Raw genomic sequence first — 23,923 nt, forward strand, 5'->3', positions numbered from 1 at the left:
ATACATGACTGCTGCAGACCCAGTGGTGGGCCAGGCCCGCTCAGTGGAACCGAATTTTAAAAGCAACGGAAGTAAAAACATGACGACAACGGTGGCAAAGACCGGCCCTGTGCCGGACTATGACTACAATATCGTGCGCCAGTTCACCATCATGTCCGTGGTCTGGGGCATCTTTGGTATGGGCATGGGCGTATTGATCGCGGCTCAGCTGGCCTGGCCCGAGCTGAACGATTTCTGGCAGCCCTTCTCGCACTTTGGGCGATTGAGGCCACTGCACACCAATGCGGTTATCTTCGCATTCGGTGGTAGTGTTCTGTTTGCCACCTCCTACTATGTGGTGCAGCGCACCTGTCAGGTTCGCCTTTGGGGCGGCTGGCTGATTCCCTTCACCTTCTGGGGATGGCAGGTCGTTATCGTGGCAGCGGCTATTACCCTGCCGATGGGCTTCACCTCCACCAAGGAATACGCTGAACTGGAATGGCCGATCGATATCCTGATCGCCGTAGTTTGGGTGGCTTATGCGCTGGTGTTCTTCGGCACCATCATGAAGCGCAAGACTTCCCACATCTACGTTGCCAACTGGTTCTTCGGTGCTTACATCATCACCATTGCCGTACTCCACATTATTAATAATTTGGAAATTCCGGTTGCTCCGTTCAAGTCTTACTCCATCTACTCCGGTACCAAGGATGCGATGATCCAGTGGTGGTACGGCCACAACGCGGTAGGCTTCTTCCTGACTGCGGCCTTCCTCGGCATCATGTACTACTTCGTACCTAAGCAAGCTGGTCGTCCGGTTTACTCCTACCAGCTGTCTATCGTGCACTTCTGGGCACTGATCTCCCTGTACGTATGGGCCGGTGGTCACCACCTGCACTACTCAGCGCTGCCCGACTGGGCGCAGAGCCTGGCGATGGTAATGTCCCTGATCCTGTTGGCGCCTTCCTGGGGCGGTATGATCAACGGCATCATGACCCTGTCTGGCGCTTGGCATAAGCTGCGCACCGATCCTACCCTGCGCTTCCTGGTGGTATCCCTGTCCTTCTACGGTATGTCCACCTTCGAAGGCCCGATGATGTCCATCAAGACTGTGAACGCTCTGTCTCACAACACCGACTGGACTGTGGGCCACGTACACTCCGGCGCATTGGGCTGGGTTGCGATGATCTCTATTGGTGCTCTGTACCACCTGGTTCCGGTTCTGTGGAAGCGTCGCGAAATGTACAGCACCAAGCTGATCAACGCGCACTTCTGGCTGGCCACTGTGGGTACGGTTCTGTACATCGCCGCTATGTGGGTTAACGGTATTACCCAGGGCTTGATGTGGCGCGCCTTCAACGCCGACGGCACCCTGACTTACAGCTTCGTGGAAAGTGTTGTTGCGAGCCACCCGGGCTATGTGGTGCGCTGGTTGGGCGGTGCCATGTTCCTGGTCGGTATGCTGCTGATGGCTTACAACGTCTACCGCACGATTACTGAGAAAGTAAACGATGCCGAAGCCGATAACACCGTTCGTGCAGTGCCTGCGGCATAGGAGTTTAGATCGTGAAGAATCATGACATCGTAGAAAAAAATATCGGCTGGATGATCTTTTTCACCATTATCGCCATCAGCTTTGGTGCTCTGGTAGAGATTGTCCCGCAGTTCTTTACCAAGGCAAATTACACTCCGCTGCCGGGTCAGAAGCCGCTGACCGCACTGCAGTTGGAAGGCCGGGATATCTATATTCGCGAAGGCTGTCACGTATGCCACACCCAGATGGTGCGCCCACTGCGCGCCGAGGTGGAGCGTTACGGCCACTATTCCATGGCACAGGAATCCGTGTACGAGCACCCCTTCCTGTGGGGCTCCAAGCGTACTGGTCCTGACCTGGCCCGTGTGGGCGGCCGCTATTCCGATGAATGGCAGCGTGCTCACCTGTACAACCCACGCAGTGTAGTGCCTGAATCCATTATGCCGGCCTACCCCTGGTTGTTCGACAATGTGGTTACTGGTAATTACACCGCGCGTAAGATGGAAGCGCTGCGCCTGGTCGGTGTGCCCTACACCGATGAGGATATCGCCAATGCCGCCGAGCCTTTCAAAGGTGGCAAGGTGAAGGAAATTGATGCGCTGGTCGCTTACTTGCAACAGCTGGGTACCCTGGTTACCCAAAAACGCTAATAGCGAGGAAGGAAACTCGTGACTATCGAAACTTTGCGGGAAATCGGACTGGTTCTGGGATCACTGGCCTTTCTGGCTATTTGCTGGTGGGCTTTCTCTCCGAAGCGCAAGAAGCGCTTCGAAGAAGATGCCAATTTGCCATTTGCCGATGATGAGCAGCAAGCCGATAAGGATGATTCGTCGGCTGCTCAGAAGGACGAATCCAAATCCGGGCAAAAGCCCGGGACTGAACGAAAACAGGGGCAGGATAAGTAATGAGTACATTCTGGAGTGTGTGGGTAATTGTACTCACCCTCGCCAATCTGGCGTTGATTACCTGGGTGTTGTTCGCCAACCGAAAGGTTGCGGTGGACGACCAGGCTGAACCGGAAAACAAAACAACCGGCCACGTCTACGACGGTATTGAGGAGTACGACAATCCTCTGCCCAAGTGGTGGTTCTTGCTGTTTATCGCCACACTGGTGTTCTCAGCAGTTTACCTGGTGATCTACCCAGGCCTGGGTAACTTCAAAGGCCTTGGTGGTTGGTCATCTGTCGGCGCGTTGGAAGCTTCCCAGGCTAAGGCCCAGGAAAAGTTCGACGAGCAGTTTGGCAAATACCTCGATATGCCTATTGAGCAGATTGCGCAGAGCCCGGAAGCCCTAAAAATGGGTTCTCGAATCTTCGCTAACAACTGTGCGGTGTGTCACGGTGCCGATGCCGGCGGTAACTTTGGCTTCCCCAACCTGACCGATAACGCCTGGCTGTATGGTGGTACCCCGGAGAAAATCCTTGAGACCCTATACAATGGGCGTCAGGGTATGATGCCTCCACAAGGTCCGATTATTGGTGAAGAGGGTGTGCGTAATGCCACCGAGTATGTGCTCTCTCTCAATGGCCTAAACCACGACAAGGCGATGGCTGCTGAAGGCCAGAAGGTGTTTAACACTGTATGTATGGCCTGTCACGGAATGGACGCCAAGGGTAATCAAGCCCTGGGTGCTCCCAACCTGACCGACGATCTGTGGCTCTACGGCAGCAGCCGGGAGCAGATCCAGCACACCATTCGCAGTGGGCGATCCAATATGATGCCCGCGCAGAGAGATAAACTGCGTGAAGACAAAATCCGCCTGGTAGCGGCCTATGTCTACAGCCTGTCCCAGCAGGACGAAGAACAGCAGTAATTTACTATTGAGGCCCGGCATTTGCTGGGCCTTGTTTTTTCAAGGGACTCCGGGCGCTGCAGGGACGGAGAAAAAAGCCTCAAAATAAGTGGCTACCTGGCCCGCGTACAAGATGTGTCCGTGCGAGAGTGAGGTTTGTGTGAGTGATTTAATTCCAACCCGTGAGGAACAGGAAGGTGATGGCGAGGTTCGCTATCGCATGCTGTATGAGTCGGACGATAAAATTTATATCCGACATATCAAGGGTGTTTTCACCCGTATCCGCAAATATACCGGCCTGCCGTTGTTGCTGGCTTTCTTCTTTCTTCCCTGGATCAATATCGACGGGCGCCAGTCAGTCTTTTTTGATCTCCCCACCCGACAATTCCATATTTTCTGGACAACCTTTGGCCCCCAGGACGGCTTCCTATTAGCTTGGCTGCTGATTATTGCCGCCTTCGCCCTGTTTGCTGTTACAACCTGGATGGGGCGGGTCTGGTGTGGCTTCACTTGCCCTCAGACCGTATGGACCATGATGTTTATGTGGGCAGAGCGTATCTGCGAGGGTGATCGCAACAAGCGCATGAAGCTGGATAAGGCCCCATGGAACGCGGAAAAGGTTCTGCGCAAGGGCGGCACGCACGCTTTATGGCTGTTGATTTCTCTGGCTACAGCCTTGGCTTTCGTTGGCTACTTCTATGGCATTCGTGAGTTGGTTGTAGACCTCGCCACCTTCCAAGCTCATCCGCAAGGTGTCTTCTGGGTAGCTTTCTTTACCTTTGCCACTTACATGAACGCGGGCTTCTTGCGGGAACAGGTATGTAAATACATGTGCCCCTACGCACGCTTCCAGTCGGTGATGTACGACGAGGATACCCTTGCGGTTTACTACGATGCCAAGCGTGGTGAGACTCGCGGGCCGCGCAAAAAGAACGTGGACTACAAAGCCGAAGGTATGGGTGACTGTATCGATTGCTATTGGTGTGTGCAGGTTTGCCCGGTGGATATCGACATTCGCGATGGCTTGCAGTTTGAGTGTATCAACTGCGGTCTCTGTGTCGATGCTTGTAACAGCGTCATGGATAAGATGGGCTATGAGCAGGGCTTAATTCGCTTCACCTCTGAAGACGAACTACAGACTGGCAAGACGAACTTTTTACGTCCGCGACTGTTTGGCTACGCAGTCGTTTTGCTGGCCATGATAGGATTGTTTTCGCATCAGGTGGCAACTCGCAGTCCTATCGAGGCAGAAGTCACCCGTGACCGCGGTGCCCGTATGTATCGGGTTTCACAAGGGTTGGTGCAGAATGTGTATACCGTGAAGATCAGCAATATGGATCAGGCAGCTCATGAGTTCACGATCCGTGTTGAGGGCAATCCGAATTATGACTATTCGGTGCGCAAACCGCGCAATATTTACCTGAAGGCCGGGGAGATCTACCCGGTACCGATTCGGGTGAGTGTGCCCGAGACCCAGCTGAAGGACACCAAGCACGATATTGATATCGTGGTGCAGGCTGTCGATGACCCGGAGCTGGTCAATAAGCATCGAGCGGTATTTATTGGTCCCAAGCAGTAGACGGGAAGCCGTTCCCGTTGCAAAGTACGGGCCCGCTCAGGCGGGCTCTGCTTTTCTGCACAAAACGGTAATTTTGGTAACGCGATGAATGAACCAACGTCGAAACCCTGGTATCGGGAATTCTGGGCCTGGATGGTCTTGGCACCGTTGATTACGGTGGTTGTAGTCTCCTCTATTACGGTCTCCATTGCCGTGCGTTTTGCTGATGATCAGGTCAGCGATACCTACTACAAAGACAGCCGCATGTACCATTTTTCCGCGGAGCAAGACCAACGTGCCAAAGCTCTGGGGCTGGCGGCCTTGGTGCAGTTCCAGCGCACTGAAGGTGGCGTTACTGTCGAATTGAATGGCAATACCGACTACCCGGAAAAACTGCTGCTCACTCTGAGCCACCCGATGGAAGAGGATCTGGACCAGCATATTGAGTTGTCACAGCTCTCTGTGGGGCGCTATTCCGGTGAAGTACCGGGCGCCTTAAAAAGCCGCTGGTACCTGCGGCTGATGCCTGAACTTGACCCAAGTGCACACCAGCAAGCCGAGTGGCGTTTGAAAGGCGAGATCAACTTCGATCTGGGCAACGCGGCGCCTATGAACCCCGGCAGTCAATGAAGTCACCCTGTTATCACTGTGGGCTACCGGTTCCCGCTGGCAGTAATCACTCAGTTGTGATCGAAGGTGTCCCGCGCAGCATGTGCTGCCCGGGATGTGAGGCCGTGGCGAGTGCAATTGTCTCCGGGGGATTGGACGGTTTTTACCGTTATCGGGAAAAACAAAGTGATCGCCCGGAGCAGAACCAGCCACAGGATCGCTGGAGTGCTTATGATCTTCCCGAAGTGCAGCAGCAGTTTGTGCACGACTGGGACGGCGGACGCCAAATGGCGGCGCTGCTGATCGGTGGTATTACTTGTGCCGCCTGTGTCTGGTTGATAGAAAAACATCTGGGGCAATTGGCCGGTATCGAGAAAGTCTCGGTCAACGCCAGTACCCAGCGCGCGCAAATTGTTTTCGATCCTGAGCAGATTCAACCCAGCGCCCTGTTTGAGGCCCTGGAGCAGATCGGCTATCGCCCTGCGCCGGCGACTGCCGCCAACCGCGAAAGTGTAATTCAGAGTGAGCATCGCGCTGCCCTGCGCCGCCTTGGGGTCGCTGGTCTCGGTACCATGCAGGTGATGATGTTCGCCATCGCCCTCTATTTTGGTGCCGGCAGCGGTGATGTGGGTGAGTTCGAACGTTACTTCCGCTGGGTCTCTCTGCTGGTAGCCACTCCTGTAGTGTTCTATGCCGCGCGGCCTTTCTTTAGCGCGGCCCTGCGCAGTCTGCGCACGCGCCACTTGAGTATGGATGTGCCGGTTTCCCTCGCTATTGGCCTGGCCTATGGGGCCAGTTTCTATGCCACCGTATTCGGTACCGGCGAGGTATATTTTGAATCCATCTCCATGTTTACCTTCTTTTTGCTGTTGGGGCGCACTGTTGAGATGCGCGCGCGCCACCGAGCGGGGCTAGCCAGCGGTGGGCTCGCGCAGCTGTTACCCATGACCGCGGCAAGGTATGACGGCACTGAGATTACCCACGTCCCCGTAGCAGCCCTGGCGGCTGGCGACCGGATTTTACTGCGCCCCGGCGACACGATTCCCGCTGATGGTGAGGTACTCGAAGGTGAAAGTGGCGTAGATGAATCGCTACTCAGTGGTGAATCTGCGCTACAGCAAAAGACCGTGGGCAGTCCTGTGTATGCAGGCAGCGTCAACGGCGATTCCAGTCTTACCGTGCGTGTCACCGCCGCCGGAAAATCCACGCGCTTGTCGGCGATTGAGCGTCTTGTGGAGCGCGCCCAGCTGGAGAAACCAGCTCAGGTAGCCCTGGCGGATCGGGTTGCCGGCATTTTTGTCGGAGTTGTACTGGTTGCAGCCCTGAGTGCTTTCGCGGTCTGGTGGCAACTGGACCCGAGTAGGGCATTTTGGGTGGCCTTGTCCGTGTTGGTGGTGACCTGCCCCTGTGCTTTGTCTTTGGCGACACCTGCAGCATTGGCCTCAGCAACTCTGCGTCTGCAGGAGCTGGGCTTGTTGGTTGCTGGTGGCAGTCTTTTAGAGACCTTGCCCCGTATCAGCCGCGTGGTGTTCGATAAAACCGGTACCTTGACCCGTGGTGAGCCGCGTATCCTGCGTATTGATTTACTGCGTGATGGTTGGAGCGAACAGAAAGTCAAAGATGTGGCTGCAGCACTCGAGTCCCAAACTCACCATCCACTGGCGCGGGCATTTCGTGCCTGGCGTGGCAACCTGACTGCAAGCCAGCTCAAGGTACATACAGGCTGCGGCCTGGAGGGGCAGATAGAGGGCAACCGCTACCGCCTGGGCCGTGCTGATTTTGCCATCACGCAATCTATTGCGGCTCCACAGGGAGAGGGGCAGTGGCTGTTGCTGGCCGATGATATTGGCGCTATCGCCTGGATCGCGCTTGGCGATAAATTGCGGGACTCCGCCGTACAGGCGGTTGAGCAGCTGGGCCAAATGGGCCTGTCAGTTGAATTGTTGAGCGGCGACCAATCCGCTGAAGTGAAACGGTTGGCTGCCCAGGCGGGCATTGAAGGTTTCCGCGCTGGCGCATCGCCCGAAGACAAGCTCTCCCATATGAAGCAGCGGCAGGACGCGGGGGAGAAAGTCCTGATGGTGGGTGATGGACTCAATGATGTGCCGGTATTGTCAGGTGCTGACGCGTCGGTGGCGATGATGTCTGCCGCTGACCTGGCCCAATCCCGCGCGGATGCGATTCTGCTCAACGGGGACCTGCGGGTGTTGGCGCAGTCTGTCGCCCTGGCGCGTAAGTGTCGCCGGGTCGTACGTCAAAATCTGGCCTGGGCCCTGGGGTATAACGTCATAGCACTGCCCCTGGCGGTGTGCGGCCTGGTGCCTCCATGGGCTGCCGCTATTGGTATGTCTCTGAGCTCTCTGGTTGTGGTCATCAATGCACTGCGCTTGTCTCGAGCCGCACCTTCTACAGAGGACACCACCCGTGTAGAGCCCAATATTCGCCCCAGATTGGCGGATTAATACAGAGGAGTGAAGCGTGGATAGTCTCTATTTCCTGATTCCTATTGCGGTGGTATTTGTTGCTCTCGCCATAAAAGTCTTCTTCTGGGCCGTAAATAACGGCCAATATGACGATCTGGAGACGGAGGGACGACGAATCTTGTTTGAAGATGATCTGCAGGCATCATCCACAAAGACTGAGGAAAAGGAGTAGTAGTTCGTGGGGGATTGGGGATTTTTGGCGGCTGCGCTCGCCATCGGTTTTCTCGGCAGTAGTCACTGTATTGGTATGTGTGGAGGGATTTCTGGCGCGCTGGGCATGGCGGTGCCAGGTAGGCAGACCGCCTGGGTGCAACTGGGTTCCTACCAGTTGGGGCGCGTTGCCAGTTACACATTGATGGGTGGCCTGGCCGGTGCCCTGGGGGCTGCCGTTATTCCGGCACTGACACCCTTGCGGTTTGCTGCAGGAATAATGTTGATTGTGATGGCGCTCTATGTAGCGGGCATCTGGCGCGGCCTGGTGTGGTTGGAGAAGGGCGGTAGCTATCTCTGGCGCTATGTTCAGCCGCTTTCCGCTAAGTTGTTGCCGGTGCGTTCCGCGGGACAGGCTATTGCACTGGGTTCTCTGTGGGGTTGGTTGCCCTGCGGTTTAGTCTACAGCGCCCTGACTTTTGCTTTGGCCCAGGGCAGTGCGGAACGCTCGGCGTTGGCGATGCTTGCTTTCGGTCTGGGCACCTTGCCAGCCATGTTGGCCACTGGCGCCGCCGCCGTACAGGTGCGTAATTTCGTGCAGAAGCCAGGGGTGCGTCTGGGGTTTGCCGCTGCGATTATGCTGTTTGGCTTTTGGACATTGTGGGGTGCTCTCGGCCATGGGGGGCACGGAGATCACAGTAATCACGGTACTATGAATGCCGTGGAATCTGTTGAGGAGAAGCCACAGGAAGAAAGCCACCACCATCATCACTGATTGTTGTTGGCGGGCTTGTGGGGCACGGCAGTAGCAGCACTGTGCCCCTTCAAATCTAAAATTCGATACGCAGCGATAGGTCGACCGCACGCAGGTGCTTGGTCAAACTGCCAGAGGATATGTAGTCGACCTCCAGTTCCGCCAGCTGTGCGATTCGCTCCCGATCTACACTGCCAGAAATTTCAATTCTCGCGCGCCCCTTGGCCATATCCAAAGCACTGCGGGTGTCCGCATCGTTGAATTCATCGAGCATTATTACATCTGCACCGCTATCTAGCGCTTGCTGGAGTTCTTCGAGAGTTTCCACCTCAACCTCTACCAGTGCCTCCGGTTTGATCGTTCTCGCCTGGGCTACGGCCTTGTCGATACCACCGGCAGCGGCGATATGATTTTCCTTGATAAGAAAAGCGTCGTAGAGGCCGATGCGGTGATTGTGGCAGCCGCCGCACAGTACGGCATATTTTTGCGCGCTGCGCAGGCCGGGGATGGTTTTGCGGGTATCGAGGATTTTTACCTCGGTACCGGTGGCGCGTGCGGCGAACTCTGCGGCAGTGGTTGCTGTGCCGGACAGGGTCTGCAGAAAGTTAAGTGCGGTGCGCTCGCCGGTGAGGATTGTGCGGGCATTGCCCTCGAGTTCAAAAATCACGCTATTGGCGGAAACTCTATCGCCATCGGTAAAATGCCAGGTTAATTGCAGGTCGGGATCTAGTTGTCGAAAGATCTCCTCAACCCAGGCGCGCCCGCTCAGGGTGCAGTCCTCGCGGGTGATCACGCGGGCGCGGGCACTGCGATCAGCGGGGATCAGCTGGGCGGTGATATCGCCATCGCCAATATCCTCCTCCAGTGCCGTTCGCACAGCCCTTTGCAGGTCGGTCATGATGTTTGGGATGGTGGAGTCTTTAGGGTGCATTGGCAAACCTCGAAATAAACGCGCGGGCAGTTTACCAAAACCCATGGGATTTGGATTGCCTGGGGGTCCATGCCACTCCTTGCATGTATTTTTCCCGATAGCAGCTGCCCCAACATTTCGCTGTGACAAGTGTCTCAAATGTGTCGCGAAACTGTGTCAATAGGGCAGTTATCATGGGTAAAATCCAAGGCGGATGGGTATCGGCGTAGGCGCACGTTATCCCTGTCTTCACTATTCAATTTACCTGCATTAAAAAGCTTGAAATCTGAGCAAAATCAAGAGGTTATTGGTTTTTTTCAAGCAAAATGTCGATTAATTTCAATTAGTGGTGGCGGTGTGCATCCCAACCTGTTTCCACTGATTGATAGAAGTGGTGTGGGTAAAAAGTAAGGCTTGGTTATTTACCGCGACTTGTGCGGCCAACAAGATTTAAGCCAGCAAATACGTAATAGCCGGATGGTATTTGAAGGACCTCTTGGAAATGAGTGAATCCAGCAAGGTAGTTTCCCTTTCAGAGAAAAGCGCAGAGCGATCTACGGTGCTTGCAGGTAAAGCCATGGTGCTTCCATCGGCCGTTGCAATGTTGAAGGAGAAGGCTTGCGCCGAGTTATTCGAGCGGGTCAAGTCACTGTTTGGCAAAGTGGATGACTCACTTTTTGCCATGGCCGAGCGTGCCCATGGCCAGGAAGAGCAAGATGGATTGTTCCAAGCCTTGCGCCTGTTGCGGGTTGAGCGCCGCAATATTGCAGAAAACTTCATCGGCAATGTCCAACAGGCTTTTCAGATTCGCCAGGAGGCTCAGGACACACCCAGCTTTGCTCCAGATAACCTGTCACTGGTCCACAACGATGATCTAGAGCAGTTGGTGGCTGCAGATACCATGGTGGCTTCTGCAAAACGCGATTTTGCAGAACCTTTAACGGAATTGTGTCTGCGCCTGGATACCCTTTATTCGGTTAAGATTTACGACAAGAACAACCCCTTGGGGCCCGATGTTATTTGCGACGCCTTTGTGGAGGCAATCCAGCCCCTCGATCTACATATTCGCGCCCGCCTCACCCTGCTGAAAAAGTTTGAGCAGCTTGTTATGCAACAGCTGCGGGGGTTTTATGATTTTTGTAACCAGTTGTTGGTGGAGCAGGGAGTATTGCCTTCTCTGAGGGAGCAACAGCGTGCGGCGCGCCAACGGCCTGCACATTCTACGCCGGTGTCAGGTGATGCCCAGACTACAGTGGGTACTGGCCATGCTGCGGCTGAGGGGCAGGGGCCGGTTGCTTCAGGCGTTCCAGTTAGCGGCCACTTTGCTCCGGGCCTAGTACCTGCTACAGCTGGTATGACCCCCATGCCGGCGGGAGATCTGCTCAGCCACCTGGGCGCCTTACAGAGCGGAGCTCATTACCAGGGCGGTGGTACGGCCCAATTGCTCAATGTGGGTGAGCTATTACAGCAGCGTTTGGTAGAGGCAAACCAAGCGGCATCGCTGGCGAAAGTGGACAGTGATGTTATCAAGCTGGTGGAGATGCTGTTCTCCTTTATCCTGGAAGATCGCAGCCTGGCAACGCCCATTAAATCCTTGTTGGGTCGTTTACAGCTGCCCTTGCTAAAGGTGGCTATCGCCGATAAATCATTCTTTAGTAAAGGGGGGCACCCCGCACGTAAGCTGCTCAACGAACTCGCCGATGCAGCCACGGGTTGGCAGGCTCCGGAAAACTATGAGTCCGACCCTCTTTACCGGGAAATCTCCCAGATTGTTGAGCGCGCCCTGAATGAGTTTGATCAGGATATTCATATCTTTTCATCCTTGTTGGAGTCCCTGCGTGAATTTATAGCCCGTGAGCGCAAACGCGCCGAGATGCTAGAACGCCGAGTGGTGGATGAGGCCGATGGCCGTGCAAAAACCCAGGCCGCACGAGCGCGCGTTGCTGCTGTTATGGATGCGTTGGTGGCGGAGCGCGATCTGCCGCCGGTTGTGCAGGACTGGCTCAATAAGGTTTGGAATAACGTTTTATTCCTCACCTGCGTTAAAGAGGGTACTGACAGTGAGGCCTGGAGTCGCGATGTGCGCACCGCTCGAGACCTGGTCTGGAGTGTGCAGGCGCCGATGCCGGAAGCACGCAAGCAGCTTTTGAGCCTTCTGCCAACTTTGCAGGAGCGCCTGAGGGAAGGTATCGAGGCGCTTTCCTACAATGCCTTTGAGGCCCGTAATCTGTTTGCTGGCCTTAAGGAAATTTATCGCGAGCGCTTCGCCTTGGCACAACGCTTAACAGAGGAGCGCGAGCGCTTAGTCAAAGAGCAGGTAGCCAGGGAAGTCCAAGCGGCTACTGCCGTAGAAGTGGTGGCGGAAACACCGGCTGAAACAGCCAAGATTGAAGCAGTTGCAGAATCGCCAGAAGCTGAAGTGGCCTTGGCTGAGGATCGGGTAGCGGTTGATAGTGCCGAAGCCAAAGAGGAAGTTGCTCTGCCGCCTATGGAGGAGATAGAGCAGGCGGTGGCCCAAGCTGAAGTCGCCCCGGTTACTGAGGAGCAGCAGGGACTGGCACAACTCGATGAAGACGATCCCCACTGGCAGATGACCTTCCGCCTGGCTCAGGGTAGCTGGTTCGAGCTGAAGCGATCCGAAGAGGAACAGTTCCGCTGCCGTTTGGCGGCGGTGATCCGGGATATCGACCAGTTTATTTTTGTAAATCGCAATGGTGCCAAAGTAGCGGAATTTGCCCGCCTGGAACTGGCCCATGCCCTGCGCTCAGCACAGTTGTTACCCCTAGATGACGGCATGCTGTTCGAGCGCGCCTTGCAGTCAGTAATCGGTAATGTACGTAAAAAGCGCAGTGAACAGCGTTAGGGAATAAAAAGGCAATTTCATATGCCCGGCAGTCTAGACCGGGTTTCCACTTCTGTCGTCAGACAGTTCCAAACGGATTGGCATATCGATCAACGCTTCCATAAAATGGTTACTGCTGAAATCCCGGGCTACTCGGGTTGGTAGTTTTTTGGAGCGGAGATCGCAGATTGAAATATCAAGTGGATTCCGGCTGGTTATCAGGGGCGCGTCGTGTTCCCAGCCCACACTGCAACAGCCGGCCGGATAACTGCCCTGTAGACCTACTGGTGATTCACAGCATAAGCCTGCCCCCAGGTCAGTACGGTGGCCCTTATATTGATACGTTTTTCCTTGGGCAGTTGGACATTGATGCCCACCCTTACTTCACGGAAATTGCCGCTTTACAAGTTTCTGCCCACTTGCTTATCAATCGCGACGGCATCGTCACTCAATATGTGCCTTTGGACCGGCGAGCCTGGCACGCGGGCAAGTCGGAGTTTAGGGGGCGCAGCAACTGCAATGATTTTTCCATTGGTATTGAGCTGGAGGGCCTGGATACGGATATTTATACCGATGCTCAGTATCTGGCGCTGGCAGAAGTTACCCGAGCGATAATGCAGGCTTATCCGGGGATAGGGGTCGATAAAATTACCGGGCATTCTGATATAGCTCCTGGGCGCAAATTAGATCCGGGCCCAGGCTTTGACTGGCAGCGCTATCTGGGGGACGTAAAAAAAGGCGCCGAGTAATTGTGAGCGGTATTATTGGCACATATTTATTAATTAAAGAGTCTTACAATCGAATCTCGGCACTTTTGTGCCGGTAACTGAATTTCTTTACGCACTATCACGGCAACGTTATGACCTTGCTGATTATTTTATTGACCTTGGGTTTGGTACAAATTTGGGGATCGGGCGCGCCTTTACATCGCGATCACTGGTTCGATCGCTGGAGTACCCACATTGAGGGGCTTTCCCCGCTACAGGGAAAAGAAGGCTTGCTAATCGGATTTAGCGTCCTGCCGCCGGTACTGGTGGCGGCGCTGGCAATGGCTTTTGCCCAATCTTCCGCTGGGGCTTTGGGGGGGCTTTTGCTAGGGGTCCCTCTACTGCTCTATTGCCTGGGACGTGGAAATTTTAATGAGACTTTGAGTGCTTATCTGCGCAACTGGTATCGGGGTGATTTTAACGGGGCCGCCGAAGCGGCACGCCCCCTGTTGCGGGAAATTCACGAGAGTGCCGCCGAGGGCGGACGTTTGCATGAGCAGGTATTTCGCGGAGCGGCCTATTCCGCCTTCGAGCGACTTTTTGCCGTTTTGTTTTGGTTTATCCTGCTGGGTATTCCGGGGGCGCTGCTGTTTCGCCTGAGCGCTCTTTACGCGGAGCGTGCTCGGGGAACCGAACGAGAGGCTCTGGCCGCGCGCTGGCTGTGGTTACTGGAGTGGGTGCCAGTAAGGTTGATGGGGCTAAGTTTCGCCATTGTCGGTAACTTTGCCGGCTGTTACAGGGCCTGGAGGCAGTGCCTGATGTGCCGGGAACGGGATACTGATCAGGTTCTCGAGTCCTATTTGGAGGGGGCCCTGGGGGGGATTGATGCCAGTGAGTGCAGTGCCTCTGCAGATCTCTCCCATATCCAGCGCCAGAGTGGTGCGGAGATCGAAGGTTTGCAGGCGTTACTATCCAGGTCCCTACTGCTGTGGATTACCGCACTGGCACTTACTGTCTTGTTTTTCTAAGTGTGAACACTCGCACCCATTGGGATCAAAGTTCCACAAAAAATTATAAAGTGGGATTTATTTGCTAACAGTTACTTGACTTAACACCAGTATCCAAGAAGATTGCGCCCGCTACAAAATCCAGGTTCTTTGCCTGGCTGCGGGCGACATATACTTAGTGGAGGATGCAGGGGTTGAAGGTTTCATTACTGGAAGCACAAATGCTGTCAGATCTCAGTGTGGCAAGTGGTGGCAATACCGCGGCTTTGGTTGCTGGCCTTAGGGCTTATTTCCGTAGTGGTGCCACTGTGGAACTGAGCTGGAGACGCCGGCAGTTGAATCAACTGCGCAAGATGCTCAGTGAAAATGAATCCCGCTTTATTCAGGCCTTGGGTGAAGATTTACATAAGGCGCCACAAGAAGCTTATCTGACCGAGATTGCTTTCCTCTACGCTGATATCGAACATACTCTGAAACACTTGAAGCGCTGGGTTCGCCCTCGCAAAGTATCCTCACCACTTTTGACCCAGCCCGCAAACAGTTACATCCAGCCGGAACCGCTTGGGGTGGTTCTGATTATTGGTGCCTGGAATTACCCTTTGCAGTTGTTGTTGTCGCCATTGGTTCCCGCGATTGCCGCTGGTAACTGCGCTGTAGTGAAACCCTCGGAGTTGGCTCCCAGTACCTCCCAATTGATTGCTGAACTGCTGCCACGTTACCTCGACCACGACGCTTTTGCCTGTGTTGAAGGCGCTGCGGCCGAGACCTCTAAGTTACTGGAGCAGCGCTGGGATCATATTATGTACACCGGTGGTGCTAGGGTCGGCAGGATTGTTATGGCGGCTGCAGTTGAGCACCTGACGCCGGTTACATTGGAGCTGGGGGGCAAGAGCCCCTGTATTGTGGCTGACGATGCCGATATTGAACTCGCGGCCCGCCGCATTGCTTGGGGAAAGTTTACCAATGCAGGGCAGACCTGTATCGCACCGGATTATGTGCTATGCACCCGTCACACCGCCGATCTCCTGGTGCCTGCTATTCAGCAGGCGGTGACAAAAATGTTCGGAGAGGACCCGCAAAAGAGCTCGGACTACGGACGTATCGTCAATAGCCGGCATACCCTGCGCCTGGCAGATCTTCTCAGTGGTGGAGATGTTATTTATGGCGGTGAGGTAGACGCCGACAACCGCTATATAGCGCCGACACTGATGCGCTGCGTCGATCTCGAAGCTTCAGTGATGCAGGATGAGATCTTCGGGCCAATCCTGCCGGTAGTCGAACTGGATGACTTCGGAAAAGTGGAGGGATTTGTCAATCAGCGGGAAAAACCGCTGGCCCTGTATATTTTTACTAAAAGCGATAGCTTGGCCGAACGGATTCTTTCCAGCTGCAGCTCCGGTAACGCCTGTGTGAATGACTGCATGATGTTTATGCTGGCCCAAGATCTGCCATTTGGTGGGGTGGGAGCCAGCGGTATGGGTTGTTATCACGGTGAACATGGCTTTAAAACTTTTAGCCACTATAAAGCGGTAATGAAGCGCAAAAATATTTTGGATGTTAATTTACGTTACGCCCCTTACAGCAAACGCAAATTCAGTTTGTTGAGAATGCTGCAGAAGTAGAAATACTGAGAAGTGTGACCAGCAGCGGGGATTTTACTGGTTTTTTGGGGGGCTGAATTGGTACATTCAGCAAAAATTATTTAGATAAAAATGCTATGCCCTCGGATCGTAATGACCTACCCACCAGTGCGGATGTTTTTTGTGCCGCGCAAACCATTGCTGACTCTGTCCACCGAACACCGCTAATTCGCTCCCAATTACTCGACCAAGTGGGGGGCGCTAACCTCTGGTTCAAGTGTGAACATCTACAGAAAGTAGGTGCCTTCAAAGCCCGCGGTGCCACCAATGCTCTTGCCAATCTGCCCGCTGGAGCTGAAGTGGTAGCGACTCACTCCTCGGGAAATCATGGTGCTGCATTGGCCTGGGCTGCTGCTGAGAGGGGCCTACCCTGCATTGTGGTGATGCCCGAGACTGCGCCCAGGGCTAAGCGTGAGGCTGTACAGAGTTATGGCGCACAAATAATTATTTGTGGTCCTACCCAATCGGAGCGCGAGGCCGCACTGCAAACCGTAGTAGAGGAAACGGGAGCCCATGTGGTTCCGCCTTTTGACGATAGTCGTATTATCGCCGGGCAGGGTACCGTTGCCCTGGAAGTGGTGCAGCAATGCCGCGATCAGGGTTTTACTCCGGATGTACTCCTGGCACCCGTGGGGGGCGGGGGGCTACTCGCCGGAATTGGTTTGGCCATGGCAGCCCTGGCACCAGATGTCTTGGTAATTGGTGCGGAACCCGCTGGCGCAGATGACGCTCAGAGATCACTACGTGGTGGTGTGCATGTCACCACCCAGCAGCCGCAAACTATCGCAGATGGCCTGCGCACCACACTGGGGCGCAGAAATTACTCTGTAATTCGGCGCACGGTGCGAGATATTGTGACAGTTTCAGAAAATGGTATCGTGCGGGCAATGGAGCTGTTGTGGACGCGTACCAAGCAATTGGTTGAGCCCTCTGCGGCAGTCGGCCTGGCAGCTGTGCTAGAGCACAGCGCGCGCTTTCGCAATAAGAATGTTGCGATTGTCCTCACCGGCGGCAATATGGATTTGGACCGGGCTTCAAGCTTGTTGGCCGAAGCCGAAAAATAACTACAGGACGATTGAATATGAATTTAGGATTTGGCCGCTTTATTTACTGCAAACTCAGAGCGGGCCTGGTGGCATCGGCCCTTTTCCTGGCGGCAATGGCTGCACAAGCTGGGCAGCTGACGCTCACTTCCAGCTCATTAAAACCCGGTGGCAAAATGCCGCTGGCTCATGTGTACAGTGGATGTGGTGGAGAAAACCTCTCCCCCGAACTGAGCTGGAGCGGTGCTCCTGAAGGAACTAAAAGCTATGCGGTAATGGTTTACGACCCCGATGCGCCAACTGGCAGTGGCTGGTGGCACTGGGTGATGTTCAATATTCCCGCTGAGGTAACCAGTTTGCCAGAGGGCGCGGGCGACCTGAAAAATGGTTTGGTACCAGAGGCCGTTCAGGGGCGCAATGATTACGGCAACCCCGGTTATGGTGGCGCCTGTCCACCAAAGGGGCACGGCGATCATCGCTATCGTTTTCGAGTCTATGCCCTGAAAGTAGACTCACTGCCATTGGATGAGAACTCCTCCCCCGCTAAAGTGGGTTTCAATGTAAATGCCAATAAATTGGCGGAGGCCGAGCTCGAGGTTCTGTGGGGCCACTGAGCGCATCAGTTCTAAATTGATGGCCAAGTGCGGGCTAGTTGCCCGCATTATTTTACCAAGGCCAATTATGGGGTTTAAGGGGAAAGGTTGAATATGTCGCAGCAGCAACTGACATGGGGGCAAGCCCTCGGTGCTTACCTTAAGCCTCGTGTACTCACCATGTTTTTTCTTGGCTTTTCTGCCGGCCTTCCGCTCTTATTGGTCTTCTCTACCCTGACCGCCTGGCTGAGAGATTTTGGTGTAAGCCGCACAGCTATTGGTTTCTTTGCTTGGGTGGGAATTACCTTTTCGATAAAAGTGCTTTGGGCCCCAATTATTGACCAACTACGATTGCCTTTTTTCACTGATAAGTTGGGTAAACGCCGCGGTTGGATGTTGGTATCTCAAGTGGGGATTGCTATCGGGCTAGTGGGTATGGCCAGCGTTAACCCGCAGCAATCACTGATGGAAGTAGCCCTGCTCGCTTTATGGGTTGCCTTCTGTTCGGCTTCGCAGGATGTGGCAATTGACGCATACCGAATAGAGGCCATGGATGAAGATTACCAGGGTGCTATGGCGGCTAACTACGTATTCGGTTACCGAGTCGCAATGCTGATTGCCGGAGCCGGGGCGTTATTTATTGCGGATGCTTTCAGCTGGTCAGGTGCTTATCTTGTGATGGCAGCCCTCATGGGGGTGGGAGTGATTACATGCTTGCTAGTCTCCGAGCCTGATCACAGCAAGGTGAACAAAGAGGCAGATAAGCTGCAAAGTGAGTGGGAAGAACGCCTGCTGGGGAAGGGGGAGCACAGCCGCCTGAAACAGTGGTTTATTCGAGCTGTAGTGTGCCCTTTTGTTGAATTCTTTCAGCGCAATGGTCGCTTTGCCCTCGTTTTATTGGTTTTTATCGGTATTTTCCGTCTCAGCGATATTGCGATGGGGATAATGGCGAATCCGTTTTATCTGGATTTGGGGTTCACCAAGACTGAAATCGCGGAAATCAGTAAACTATTTGGGTTTTTCTGTACCATTATCGGTTCCTTTCTCGGCGGGGTTTTAGTTGTTCGCTATGGTGTGCTGCGCCCATTAATACTCGGTGCAGTGATGGTGGCGTGTACCAATCTCTTGTTTGCTCAGCTTGCACTGATAGGACCGGACAAGGCGTGGCTCGCGCTGGTGATTAGTGCCGACAATATCAGTGGTGGTATGGCTAATGCTGTGCTCGTTGCTTATCTTTCCAGCCTGGCCAATAAGGCCTATACAGCCACCCAATATGCACTGTTCAGTTCACTCATGACACTGCCGGGTAAATTTATCAGTGGCTTCTCCGGTATCGTGGTGGATACTCAGGGCTACGCCCAGTTCTTTATTTATGCGGCACTAATGGGGCTGCCGGCCATATTCCTTTCTATCTATTTTTGGCGGCGGGAGAGACGTGGCTGGAGTGAAGAACAGCCCCAGCCGGGTTAAGGGCTTATCGCGGCCATAGGGTGCCCCCTCTCTTTTCGTTTTTCCTATCGAAGGCTTATCGATTTTCTTTTTGGCCACTGAACGTGGCCTTTAGCGTTTTTGGTTACCAGCTATTTGTGCATTGGGTGACGGTAGTCACCGAGCATTTTTGTCAGCTTGTGTCTATGTTGGTGGAGGGGAAACCACTACCTCTCCTGTGCGCCGCTAATACTCCCCCCGCATTTGGGTTTATCGCTGTGTTAATTGGAGAGCGCACATTTTCAATTGCAGAGTTAACAAATAAACGCGACAAACTATGTCCCACGAAACAGTCAGGGAAGCGGTATTTAACCGGAGAATGCTGATCTGTATCGGCACCGGCTTTTCCTCAGGGATGCCGCTGTTTGTGCTGATTCAGCTGGTACCCGCCTGGCTGAGAACTGAAGGGGTGGACCTGGCGACGATAGGCATCTTCTCCCTGTTGGGATTGCCCTATACCTGGAAGTTTATCTGGGCGCCGCTTATGGAGCGCTACGCGTTTCCAATACTGGGGCGCCGCCGGGGGTGGATGTTGGTGATGCAGCTGCTGCTGATCCTTTTTATTGGCGCATTGGGCATGTTCAATCCCCAGTTTAATATTTGGACGATCGCGGCCCTGTGTTTTGGCGTAGCCTTCTTTAGTGCAAGCCAGGATATTGTCCTGGATGCTTTTCGCCGGGAAATTCTACCGGACTGGGAGTTGGGGCTCGGTAACTCTTTTCATGCCAACGCATACCGGATTTCCGGCTTGGTGCCGGGCTCTCTCAGTTTGATTCTCTCGGATCATCTGGCCTGGGGACAGGTCTTCTGGGTGACGGCAGCTTTTATGCTGATCGCAGTTTTTATGACCTTGATGGTAGCTGAGCCGCAACACCCGGCGGAGCGGCCTAGGTCCTTGCGCGAAGCAATTGTCCTGCCATTTGTAGAGTTCTTCACTCGTAACGGTGTTAAGCATGCCATTTTAGTATTGGCATTTATGTTTCTTTACAAGCTGGGCGACAGTATGGCAACAGCCCTGGCGACGCCTTACTATCTGGATATGGGCTACTCCAATACGGATATTGGTATTGTCGCTAAAAATGCTGGACTTTGGCCGGCGGTAATTGGTGGCTTTCTAGGTGGTCTGTTAATCGTACGCATCGGTATTAATAAGTGCCTGTGGATTTTTGGGGTTATTCAGCTTGTTTCGATCTTCGGCTTTATGATTCTGGCCCAAGCCAATGAGGGCTTGGTTGGCACCCCTGGCTTTAAGCCCAGCCTCTGGTTACTGGCAGTGGTGATTGCTTTTGAATACTTAGGGGTGGGGCTCGGGACAGCGGTGTTTATTGCCTTTATTGCTCGAACAACCAGTAAATTACACACTGCGACACAACTGGCACTTTTTACAGCATTGACCTCCCTGCCCAGAACTTTTGCCAATGCCTCCACGGGGTACTTGGTAGAGTCTATGGGATGGACCAACTTCTTCCTGTTGTGCGCAGCGCTTGCGGTGCCGGGGATGCTGTTACTCTTTGTCGTAGCCCCCTGGCGAGGCGAGGGCGAAGAGGCTTAATAGTGGCAAGATCATTCCATGACTGTGCAGAGGATGCCTGATTTAGGGCTTCCAGCGATATTTCGCCATATCTACCCGTCCCTTAAGAAAACTAACTCCTTCACTCTCCAGCCGTTCCCGCTGGCGAGAGGCTCCGGGCTCTGGCAGCGAGATACGGCCCTGGGCATTAATCACCCTGTGCCAAGGAAGAGCAGTGTCCTTGGGTAACTTCCTCAGTTGTTGGCCCGCAAGTCGTGCAGCCCTGGGGAAGCCGGCCATTTCCGCCAGATCCCCATAGGTGACTACATGGCCACATGGGATTGAGGCCAGAACGCGGCATATTCTGGCAAGTGTATCGCTGGCTTGTTCTTTGCTCACAAAATTTCTCTGCTAAACCATTTACCGGAAGTTAGCTTCAGTTTGCCGCAATTGATGCCGAATAGGCTATAAATGAGCATCTAAAGAAGTCTTGCCCACGTATTGCCATGGGTAGTTGGGTAGTAACGGCGTGCCAGATTAATGACAGTTATGGCATTATTGCAGCTTGTTTTGTTTTTTTAGAACGGTTTTCACTGTTGGTTCACCCAGAAACTTTAAGGTCCTCCTGTGGTTCTATCGACACGCTTGTCTAGGTTTTTCACGCAAACTCTTCTCTGTCTGGCGTCTTTGCCACTCCATGCTGGTGTGCTCACCCTTGAGAATGGTGACCGTATTCAGGGAGAGTTGGTGCTGGTTGATAGCGAACAGGTAATTTGGAAGTCAGAAACTTTTGGCCAGGTCAAAGTCGATAAGTCCAAAGTCGTCTCTATGGATGTTGATACTGACTTGAAGATTGCCGGACGCGATGAGCCCTGTACCCTGGCGGGGCACCGGCAGGAGCAGTGGGAAGTCTACTGCGCAGAGGGAGATGGTTGGTTAATTGATTTCCCTGGAGTCGAGCGGGCAGAGCCGTATCCGCACTTTGTCAGTAACCCACTGACTTTCAAAGGCAACGTGAGTGCTGGGGGTGTCTTTGAATCTGGTAACCGTGAGCGAAAAGACCTGGATACCAAACTCAATTTGGATGTTCGTCATGGGGATTTTCATCATCTGATAGGAGCTCTCTACCAGAACCAAGATAGTGAAGATGATGGTGCCCTGGAAAAATACCAGCTGGCCTACGACTTGCGCTGGATCTTCGCAGAAAAGTGGTTTGCTGAGGCAAACACTGAGTGGGAGCATGAAGAGGCGCGCAACTTGGATTTGGGGACCACTATGGGTCTCGGTCTTGGTTACCTATTCTACGATACAGACAAGACTGCATTTTCACTGGCAGGTGGTGTCAGTAGCCTGCAGGAAGATTTTATCGATACCGAGTTGAGTGAAGACCAGGACGACCAATATGTGGCGGGTCGAATTAAGCTAGATTATCGCTATAAATTTTCCCTGGGTCCGGAAATTTACTTTAACCAGGAAACCCTACAGTCTTTTGATCATAGCGATGATTACCAAGCAAATGCCGAGTTGGGTGTACGCACGCCATTGGTTGAAGGCGTATTGATGGAGATCGGCTATCAGTGGCAGTACGACAACACACCATCACTCGAGAGTGAAAAAGAGGATACCAAGGTAACCGTGGGTGTCGGTTATGAATGGTAGTATCTTGCTGGCAACCTGCTTTTAAGAAGGTTGCCAAGGCACAGCAGCAATAAAATTTAAAAATAAGGAGTTCATCATGCAGATTGCCGGCAGCATAGTGGCGATTACTGGCGCAGGCCAGGGTTTGGGGCGAGCAATGGGGGAATACCTGGCTGCACGCGGAGCCCGGCTGGCATTGATTGATGTCAATGAGGAAGGCCTCAAGCAGAGCGTTGCCGCTTGTGAAAAGCATGGCGCCGAGGTTCGTAGCTATATTATCAATGTTGCCAGTGAAGAAGAGGTAGATAAGGGCTTTCTGCAAATTGCCGAAGATTTTGGTGGCCTGCAGGTGCTGATCAATAATGCCGGAATTATGCGCGATGGCATGTTGTTGAAATGCAAAGAGGGCAAAGTGACCGATCGTATGTCTCTGGCCCAGTGGCAGTCTGTTATTGATGTGAATCTGACAGGTGTTTTTCTTTGTGGCCGAGCGGCAGCGGGCATTATGGCGGAGAGTGGCAAGGGCGGGGTGATGGTTAATATCTCCAGCCTTTCCCGAGCAGGTAATATGGGGCAGACCAACTACTCTGCCAGCAAGGCGGGTGTTGCCGCTATGACCGTAACCTGGGCCCGTGAACTGGCTCGCTACGGTGTGCGGGTAGCTGCAATTGCTCCAGGTTTTATTGGCACTGATATGGTTGCGCAGATGCGCCCGGAAATCCTGGAAAGTCTGGTTAAGCAAGTGCCTTTGAGACGCCTGGGTGAGCAAGAGGAAATTGCCTCAACCGTGGCGTTTATTCTGGAGAATGATTATCTAACGGGTCGAGTTCTGGATATCGATGGTGGTGCACGTATTTAATAATTAAGCAGTGCGCGATCAGAAGAGGGTGAACTTTGTTCGCCCTTTTTTTATTTCCCTTTCAGTAATGACTCTAAGGTTTATCTATTCCTTCCTTGCATATCGCGTGTTAAGAGTCTTTCGATAAAACAGGTATACAAATAAGGAAATAATGAGCCAGGCCAGGATGGATGCCACTTCGTGAAATACGGTTTGCTCTAAAGATAAGTGAAAATCCCGCATCACAAAGCCTTTGATTAGTGCCGACCAGGCATACAACATCTTGCACATATGCAGAGCCCACCATGGTCGGCCTGTTATTTGCGGTCGGAAAAAAAACGTATAGACATCGAGTCCAACAAAAAACAGCATTAACGCGGATGGAGCCAAGTAAATGTTGGCATAATTTGGGTGTTTACCAATATCGTAAAGAAAAACCTGGAAATAGAAGACCGCGACCCAGGCAGCTATAGCAGCCAATACCCAATCGATAATATTGGAAGTGATTCTGCCATCATTAGAATGCTTGATTCTCGGCCATATTCGGTAAGCAGAAAATATGGAGTAGCTGAATATACTGATCAATCCCAGTAATAAAAGGTCTGGGTGGGTATTGTAGACATAGGCAATATCGATCTGGTACTTGGGAATATCTGCCTTGAGATGCGGGATGATGTAAGGGTTGAATAGCATCAGCAGGGCACTGATGGAAAAGATAATGGCAATCAACAATGAGCTGAGGCCACCGATCCGATGGTAACGGCTACCCTTCTTCATCAGAAGAGTTAATGGGATAGTAATGAACGTTAAGATTATGGCTGCAACCGTATGAACCTCTATAAATAGAT

General features: G+C 53.4%; 23 protein-coding genes. 20 read left to right on the plus strand and 3 right to left on the minus strand.

Translation table 11 applies throughout. The annotated features are described in order from the left end of the window. Positions 1-79 precede the first annotated feature (79 nt). From ccoN to ACJJJA_RS06690, 9 genes are all read left to right on the plus strand, one after another. Positions 80-1,534 (plus strand): cytochrome-c oxidase, cbb3-type subunit I, encoded by a 1,455-nt coding sequence (gene ccoN / locus ACJJJA_RS06650; RefSeq protein WP_444885924.1) that lies wholly within the window; start codon positions 80-82, stop codon positions 1,532-1,534. An 11-nt stretch (positions 1,535-1,545) separates the two neighbouring features. Beyond that, a complete protein-coding gene (gene ccoO / locus ACJJJA_RS06655; protein ID WP_152452172.1) occupies positions 1,546-2,163 on the plus strand; it encodes a cytochrome-c oxidase, cbb3-type subunit II in 618 nt (205 codons plus the stop codon). Between the two features lie 18 nt (positions 2,164-2,181). Beyond that, on the plus strand, positions 2,182-2,418 hold the full coding sequence (locus ACJJJA_RS06660) for a cbb3-type cytochrome oxidase subunit 3 (protein WP_252084946.1): 237 nt from the start codon (positions 2,182-2,184) through the stop codon (positions 2,416-2,418). Beyond that, on the plus strand, positions 2,418-3,326 hold the full coding sequence (gene ccoP, locus ACJJJA_RS06665) for a cytochrome-c oxidase, cbb3-type subunit III (protein WP_252084947.1): 909 nt from the start codon (positions 2,418-2,420) through the stop codon (positions 3,324-3,326). Before ACJJJA_RS06660 ends, ccoP begins: the two co-directional genes overlap by 1 nt. A gap of 139 nt (positions 3,327-3,465) precedes the next feature. Next, complete coding sequence (ccoG, locus tag ACJJJA_RS06670) at positions 3,466-4,884, plus strand: cytochrome c oxidase accessory protein CcoG (protein ID WP_444904089.1); 1,419 nt, start codon at positions 3,466-3,468, stop codon at positions 4,882-4,884. An 84-nt stretch (positions 4,885-4,968) separates the two neighbouring features. Then, positions 4,969-5,493, plus strand: a complete 525-nt coding sequence (locus ACJJJA_RS06675; RefSeq protein ID WP_252084949.1) for a FixH family protein — start codon at positions 4,969-4,971, stop codon at positions 5,491-5,493. Continuing rightward, positions 5,490-7,934: a heavy metal translocating P-type ATPase gene (locus ACJJJA_RS06680; RefSeq protein WP_444904090.1), complete on the plus strand. Its 2,445-nt coding sequence runs from the start codon at positions 5,490-5,492 to the stop codon at positions 7,932-7,934. Before ACJJJA_RS06675 ends, ACJJJA_RS06680 begins: the two co-directional genes overlap by 4 nt. A 16-nt stretch (positions 7,935-7,950) precedes the next feature. Beyond that, on the plus strand, positions 7,951-8,127 hold the full coding sequence (gene ccoS, locus ACJJJA_RS06685; RefSeq protein WP_252084951.1) for a cbb3-type cytochrome oxidase assembly protein CcoS: 177 nt from the start codon (positions 7,951-7,953) through the stop codon (positions 8,125-8,127). A gap of 6 nt (positions 8,128-8,133) precedes the next feature. Continuing rightward, positions 8,134-8,880, plus strand: coding sequence for a sulfite exporter TauE/SafE family protein (locus tag ACJJJA_RS06690; protein WP_444904091.1), 747 nt, complete (start codon positions 8,134-8,136; stop codon positions 8,878-8,880). Positions 8,881-8,935: 55 nt separating this feature from the next. Here ACJJJA_RS06690 and nadC read toward each other — a convergent pair whose 3' ends face one another. After that, positions 8,936-9,757 carry a carboxylating nicotinate-nucleotide diphosphorylase gene (gene nadC, locus ACJJJA_RS06695; RefSeq protein ID WP_444905231.1) on the minus strand — a complete coding sequence of 274 codons (822 nt, stop codon included), beginning with the start codon at positions 9,755-9,757 and terminating at the stop codon, positions 8,936-8,938. Positions 9,758-9,928: 171 nt separating this feature from the next. Here nadC and ACJJJA_RS06700 point away from each other — a divergent pair, with 171 nt between their 5' ends. From ACJJJA_RS06700 to ACJJJA_RS06740, 9 genes are all read left to right on the plus strand, one after another. After that, positions 9,929-10,180 carry a hypothetical protein gene (locus ACJJJA_RS06700; RefSeq protein WP_444904092.1) on the plus strand — a complete coding sequence of 84 codons (252 nt, stop codon included), beginning with the start codon at positions 9,929-9,931 and terminating at the stop codon, positions 10,178-10,180. 91 nt (positions 10,181-10,271) lie between these two features. Continuing rightward, complete coding sequence (locus tag ACJJJA_RS06705; protein WP_444904093.1) at positions 10,272-12,632, plus strand: DUF1631 domain-containing protein; 2,361 nt, start codon at positions 10,272-10,274, stop codon at positions 12,630-12,632. A gap of 167 nt (positions 12,633-12,799) precedes the next feature. Further along, the gene (gene ampD / locus ACJJJA_RS06710; protein ID WP_444888295.1) at positions 12,800-13,360 is read left to right on the plus strand and encodes a 1,6-anhydro-N-acetylmuramyl-L-alanine amidase AmpD; all 561 of its coding nucleotides are present in this window, start codon (positions 12,800-12,802) and stop codon (positions 13,358-13,360) included. A gap of 110 nt (positions 13,361-13,470) precedes the next feature. Next, on the plus strand, positions 13,471-14,346 hold the full coding sequence (ampE, locus tag ACJJJA_RS06715; RefSeq protein WP_444888296.1) for a regulatory signaling modulator protein AmpE: 876 nt from the start codon (positions 13,471-13,473) through the stop codon (positions 14,344-14,346). 164 nt (positions 14,347-14,510) lie between these two features. Next, positions 14,511-15,947 (plus strand): aldehyde dehydrogenase family protein, encoded by a 1,437-nt coding sequence (locus ACJJJA_RS06720; protein ID WP_444904094.1) that lies wholly within the window; start codon positions 14,511-14,513, stop codon positions 15,945-15,947. A gap of 95 nt (positions 15,948-16,042) precedes the next feature. Next, entirely contained in the window at positions 16,043-17,029 is a 987-nt protein-coding gene (locus ACJJJA_RS06725; protein WP_444904095.1) for a threonine ammonia-lyase, read from the plus strand. 17 nt (positions 17,030-17,046) lie between these two features. After that, a complete protein-coding gene (locus ACJJJA_RS06730) occupies positions 17,047-17,622 on the plus strand; it encodes a YbhB/YbcL family Raf kinase inhibitor-like protein (protein ID WP_444885770.1) in 576 nt (191 codons plus the stop codon). Between the two features lie 93 nt (positions 17,623-17,715). Continuing rightward, the gene (locus ACJJJA_RS06735) at positions 17,716-19,071 is read left to right on the plus strand and encodes an AmpG family muropeptide MFS transporter (protein WP_444904096.1); all 1,356 of its coding nucleotides are present in this window, start codon (positions 17,716-17,718) and stop codon (positions 19,069-19,071) included. Between the two features lie 295 nt (positions 19,072-19,366). Beyond that, positions 19,367-20,641 (plus strand): AmpG family muropeptide MFS transporter, encoded by a 1,275-nt coding sequence (locus tag ACJJJA_RS06740; protein ID WP_444885768.1) that lies wholly within the window; start codon positions 19,367-19,369, stop codon positions 20,639-20,641. 42 nt (positions 20,642-20,683) lie between these two features. Here ACJJJA_RS06740 and ACJJJA_RS06745 read toward each other — a convergent pair whose 3' ends face one another. Beyond that, positions 20,684-20,998 carry an MGMT family protein gene (locus tag ACJJJA_RS06745; protein ID WP_252084961.1) on the minus strand — a complete coding sequence of 105 codons (315 nt, stop codon included), beginning with the start codon at positions 20,996-20,998 and terminating at the stop codon, positions 20,684-20,686. 288 nt (positions 20,999-21,286) lie between these two features. Here ACJJJA_RS06745 and ACJJJA_RS06750 point away from each other — a divergent pair, with 288 nt between their 5' ends. Together ACJJJA_RS06750 and ACJJJA_RS06755 are read left to right on the plus strand one after the other, a co-directional pair. Next, positions 21,287-22,258, plus strand: coding sequence for a DUF481 domain-containing protein (locus ACJJJA_RS06750; RefSeq protein WP_444888299.1), 972 nt, complete (start codon positions 21,287-21,289; stop codon positions 22,256-22,258). A 76-nt stretch (positions 22,259-22,334) separates the two neighbouring features. Further along, positions 22,335-23,096, plus strand: a complete 762-nt coding sequence (locus ACJJJA_RS06755) for an SDR family oxidoreductase (protein WP_252084963.1) — start codon at positions 22,335-22,337, stop codon at positions 23,094-23,096. 84 nt (positions 23,097-23,180) lie between these two features. Here the strand turns inward: ACJJJA_RS06755 and ACJJJA_RS06760 are convergent, their stop codons facing one another. After that, positions 23,181-23,852 (minus strand): hypothetical protein, encoded by a 672-nt coding sequence (locus ACJJJA_RS06760; protein WP_444904097.1) that lies wholly within the window; start codon positions 23,850-23,852, stop codon positions 23,181-23,183. Positions 23,853-23,923 lie beyond the last annotated feature (71 nt).

It is taken from the genome of Microbulbifer mixtoriginis (SeqCode), from assembly GCF_052466865.1.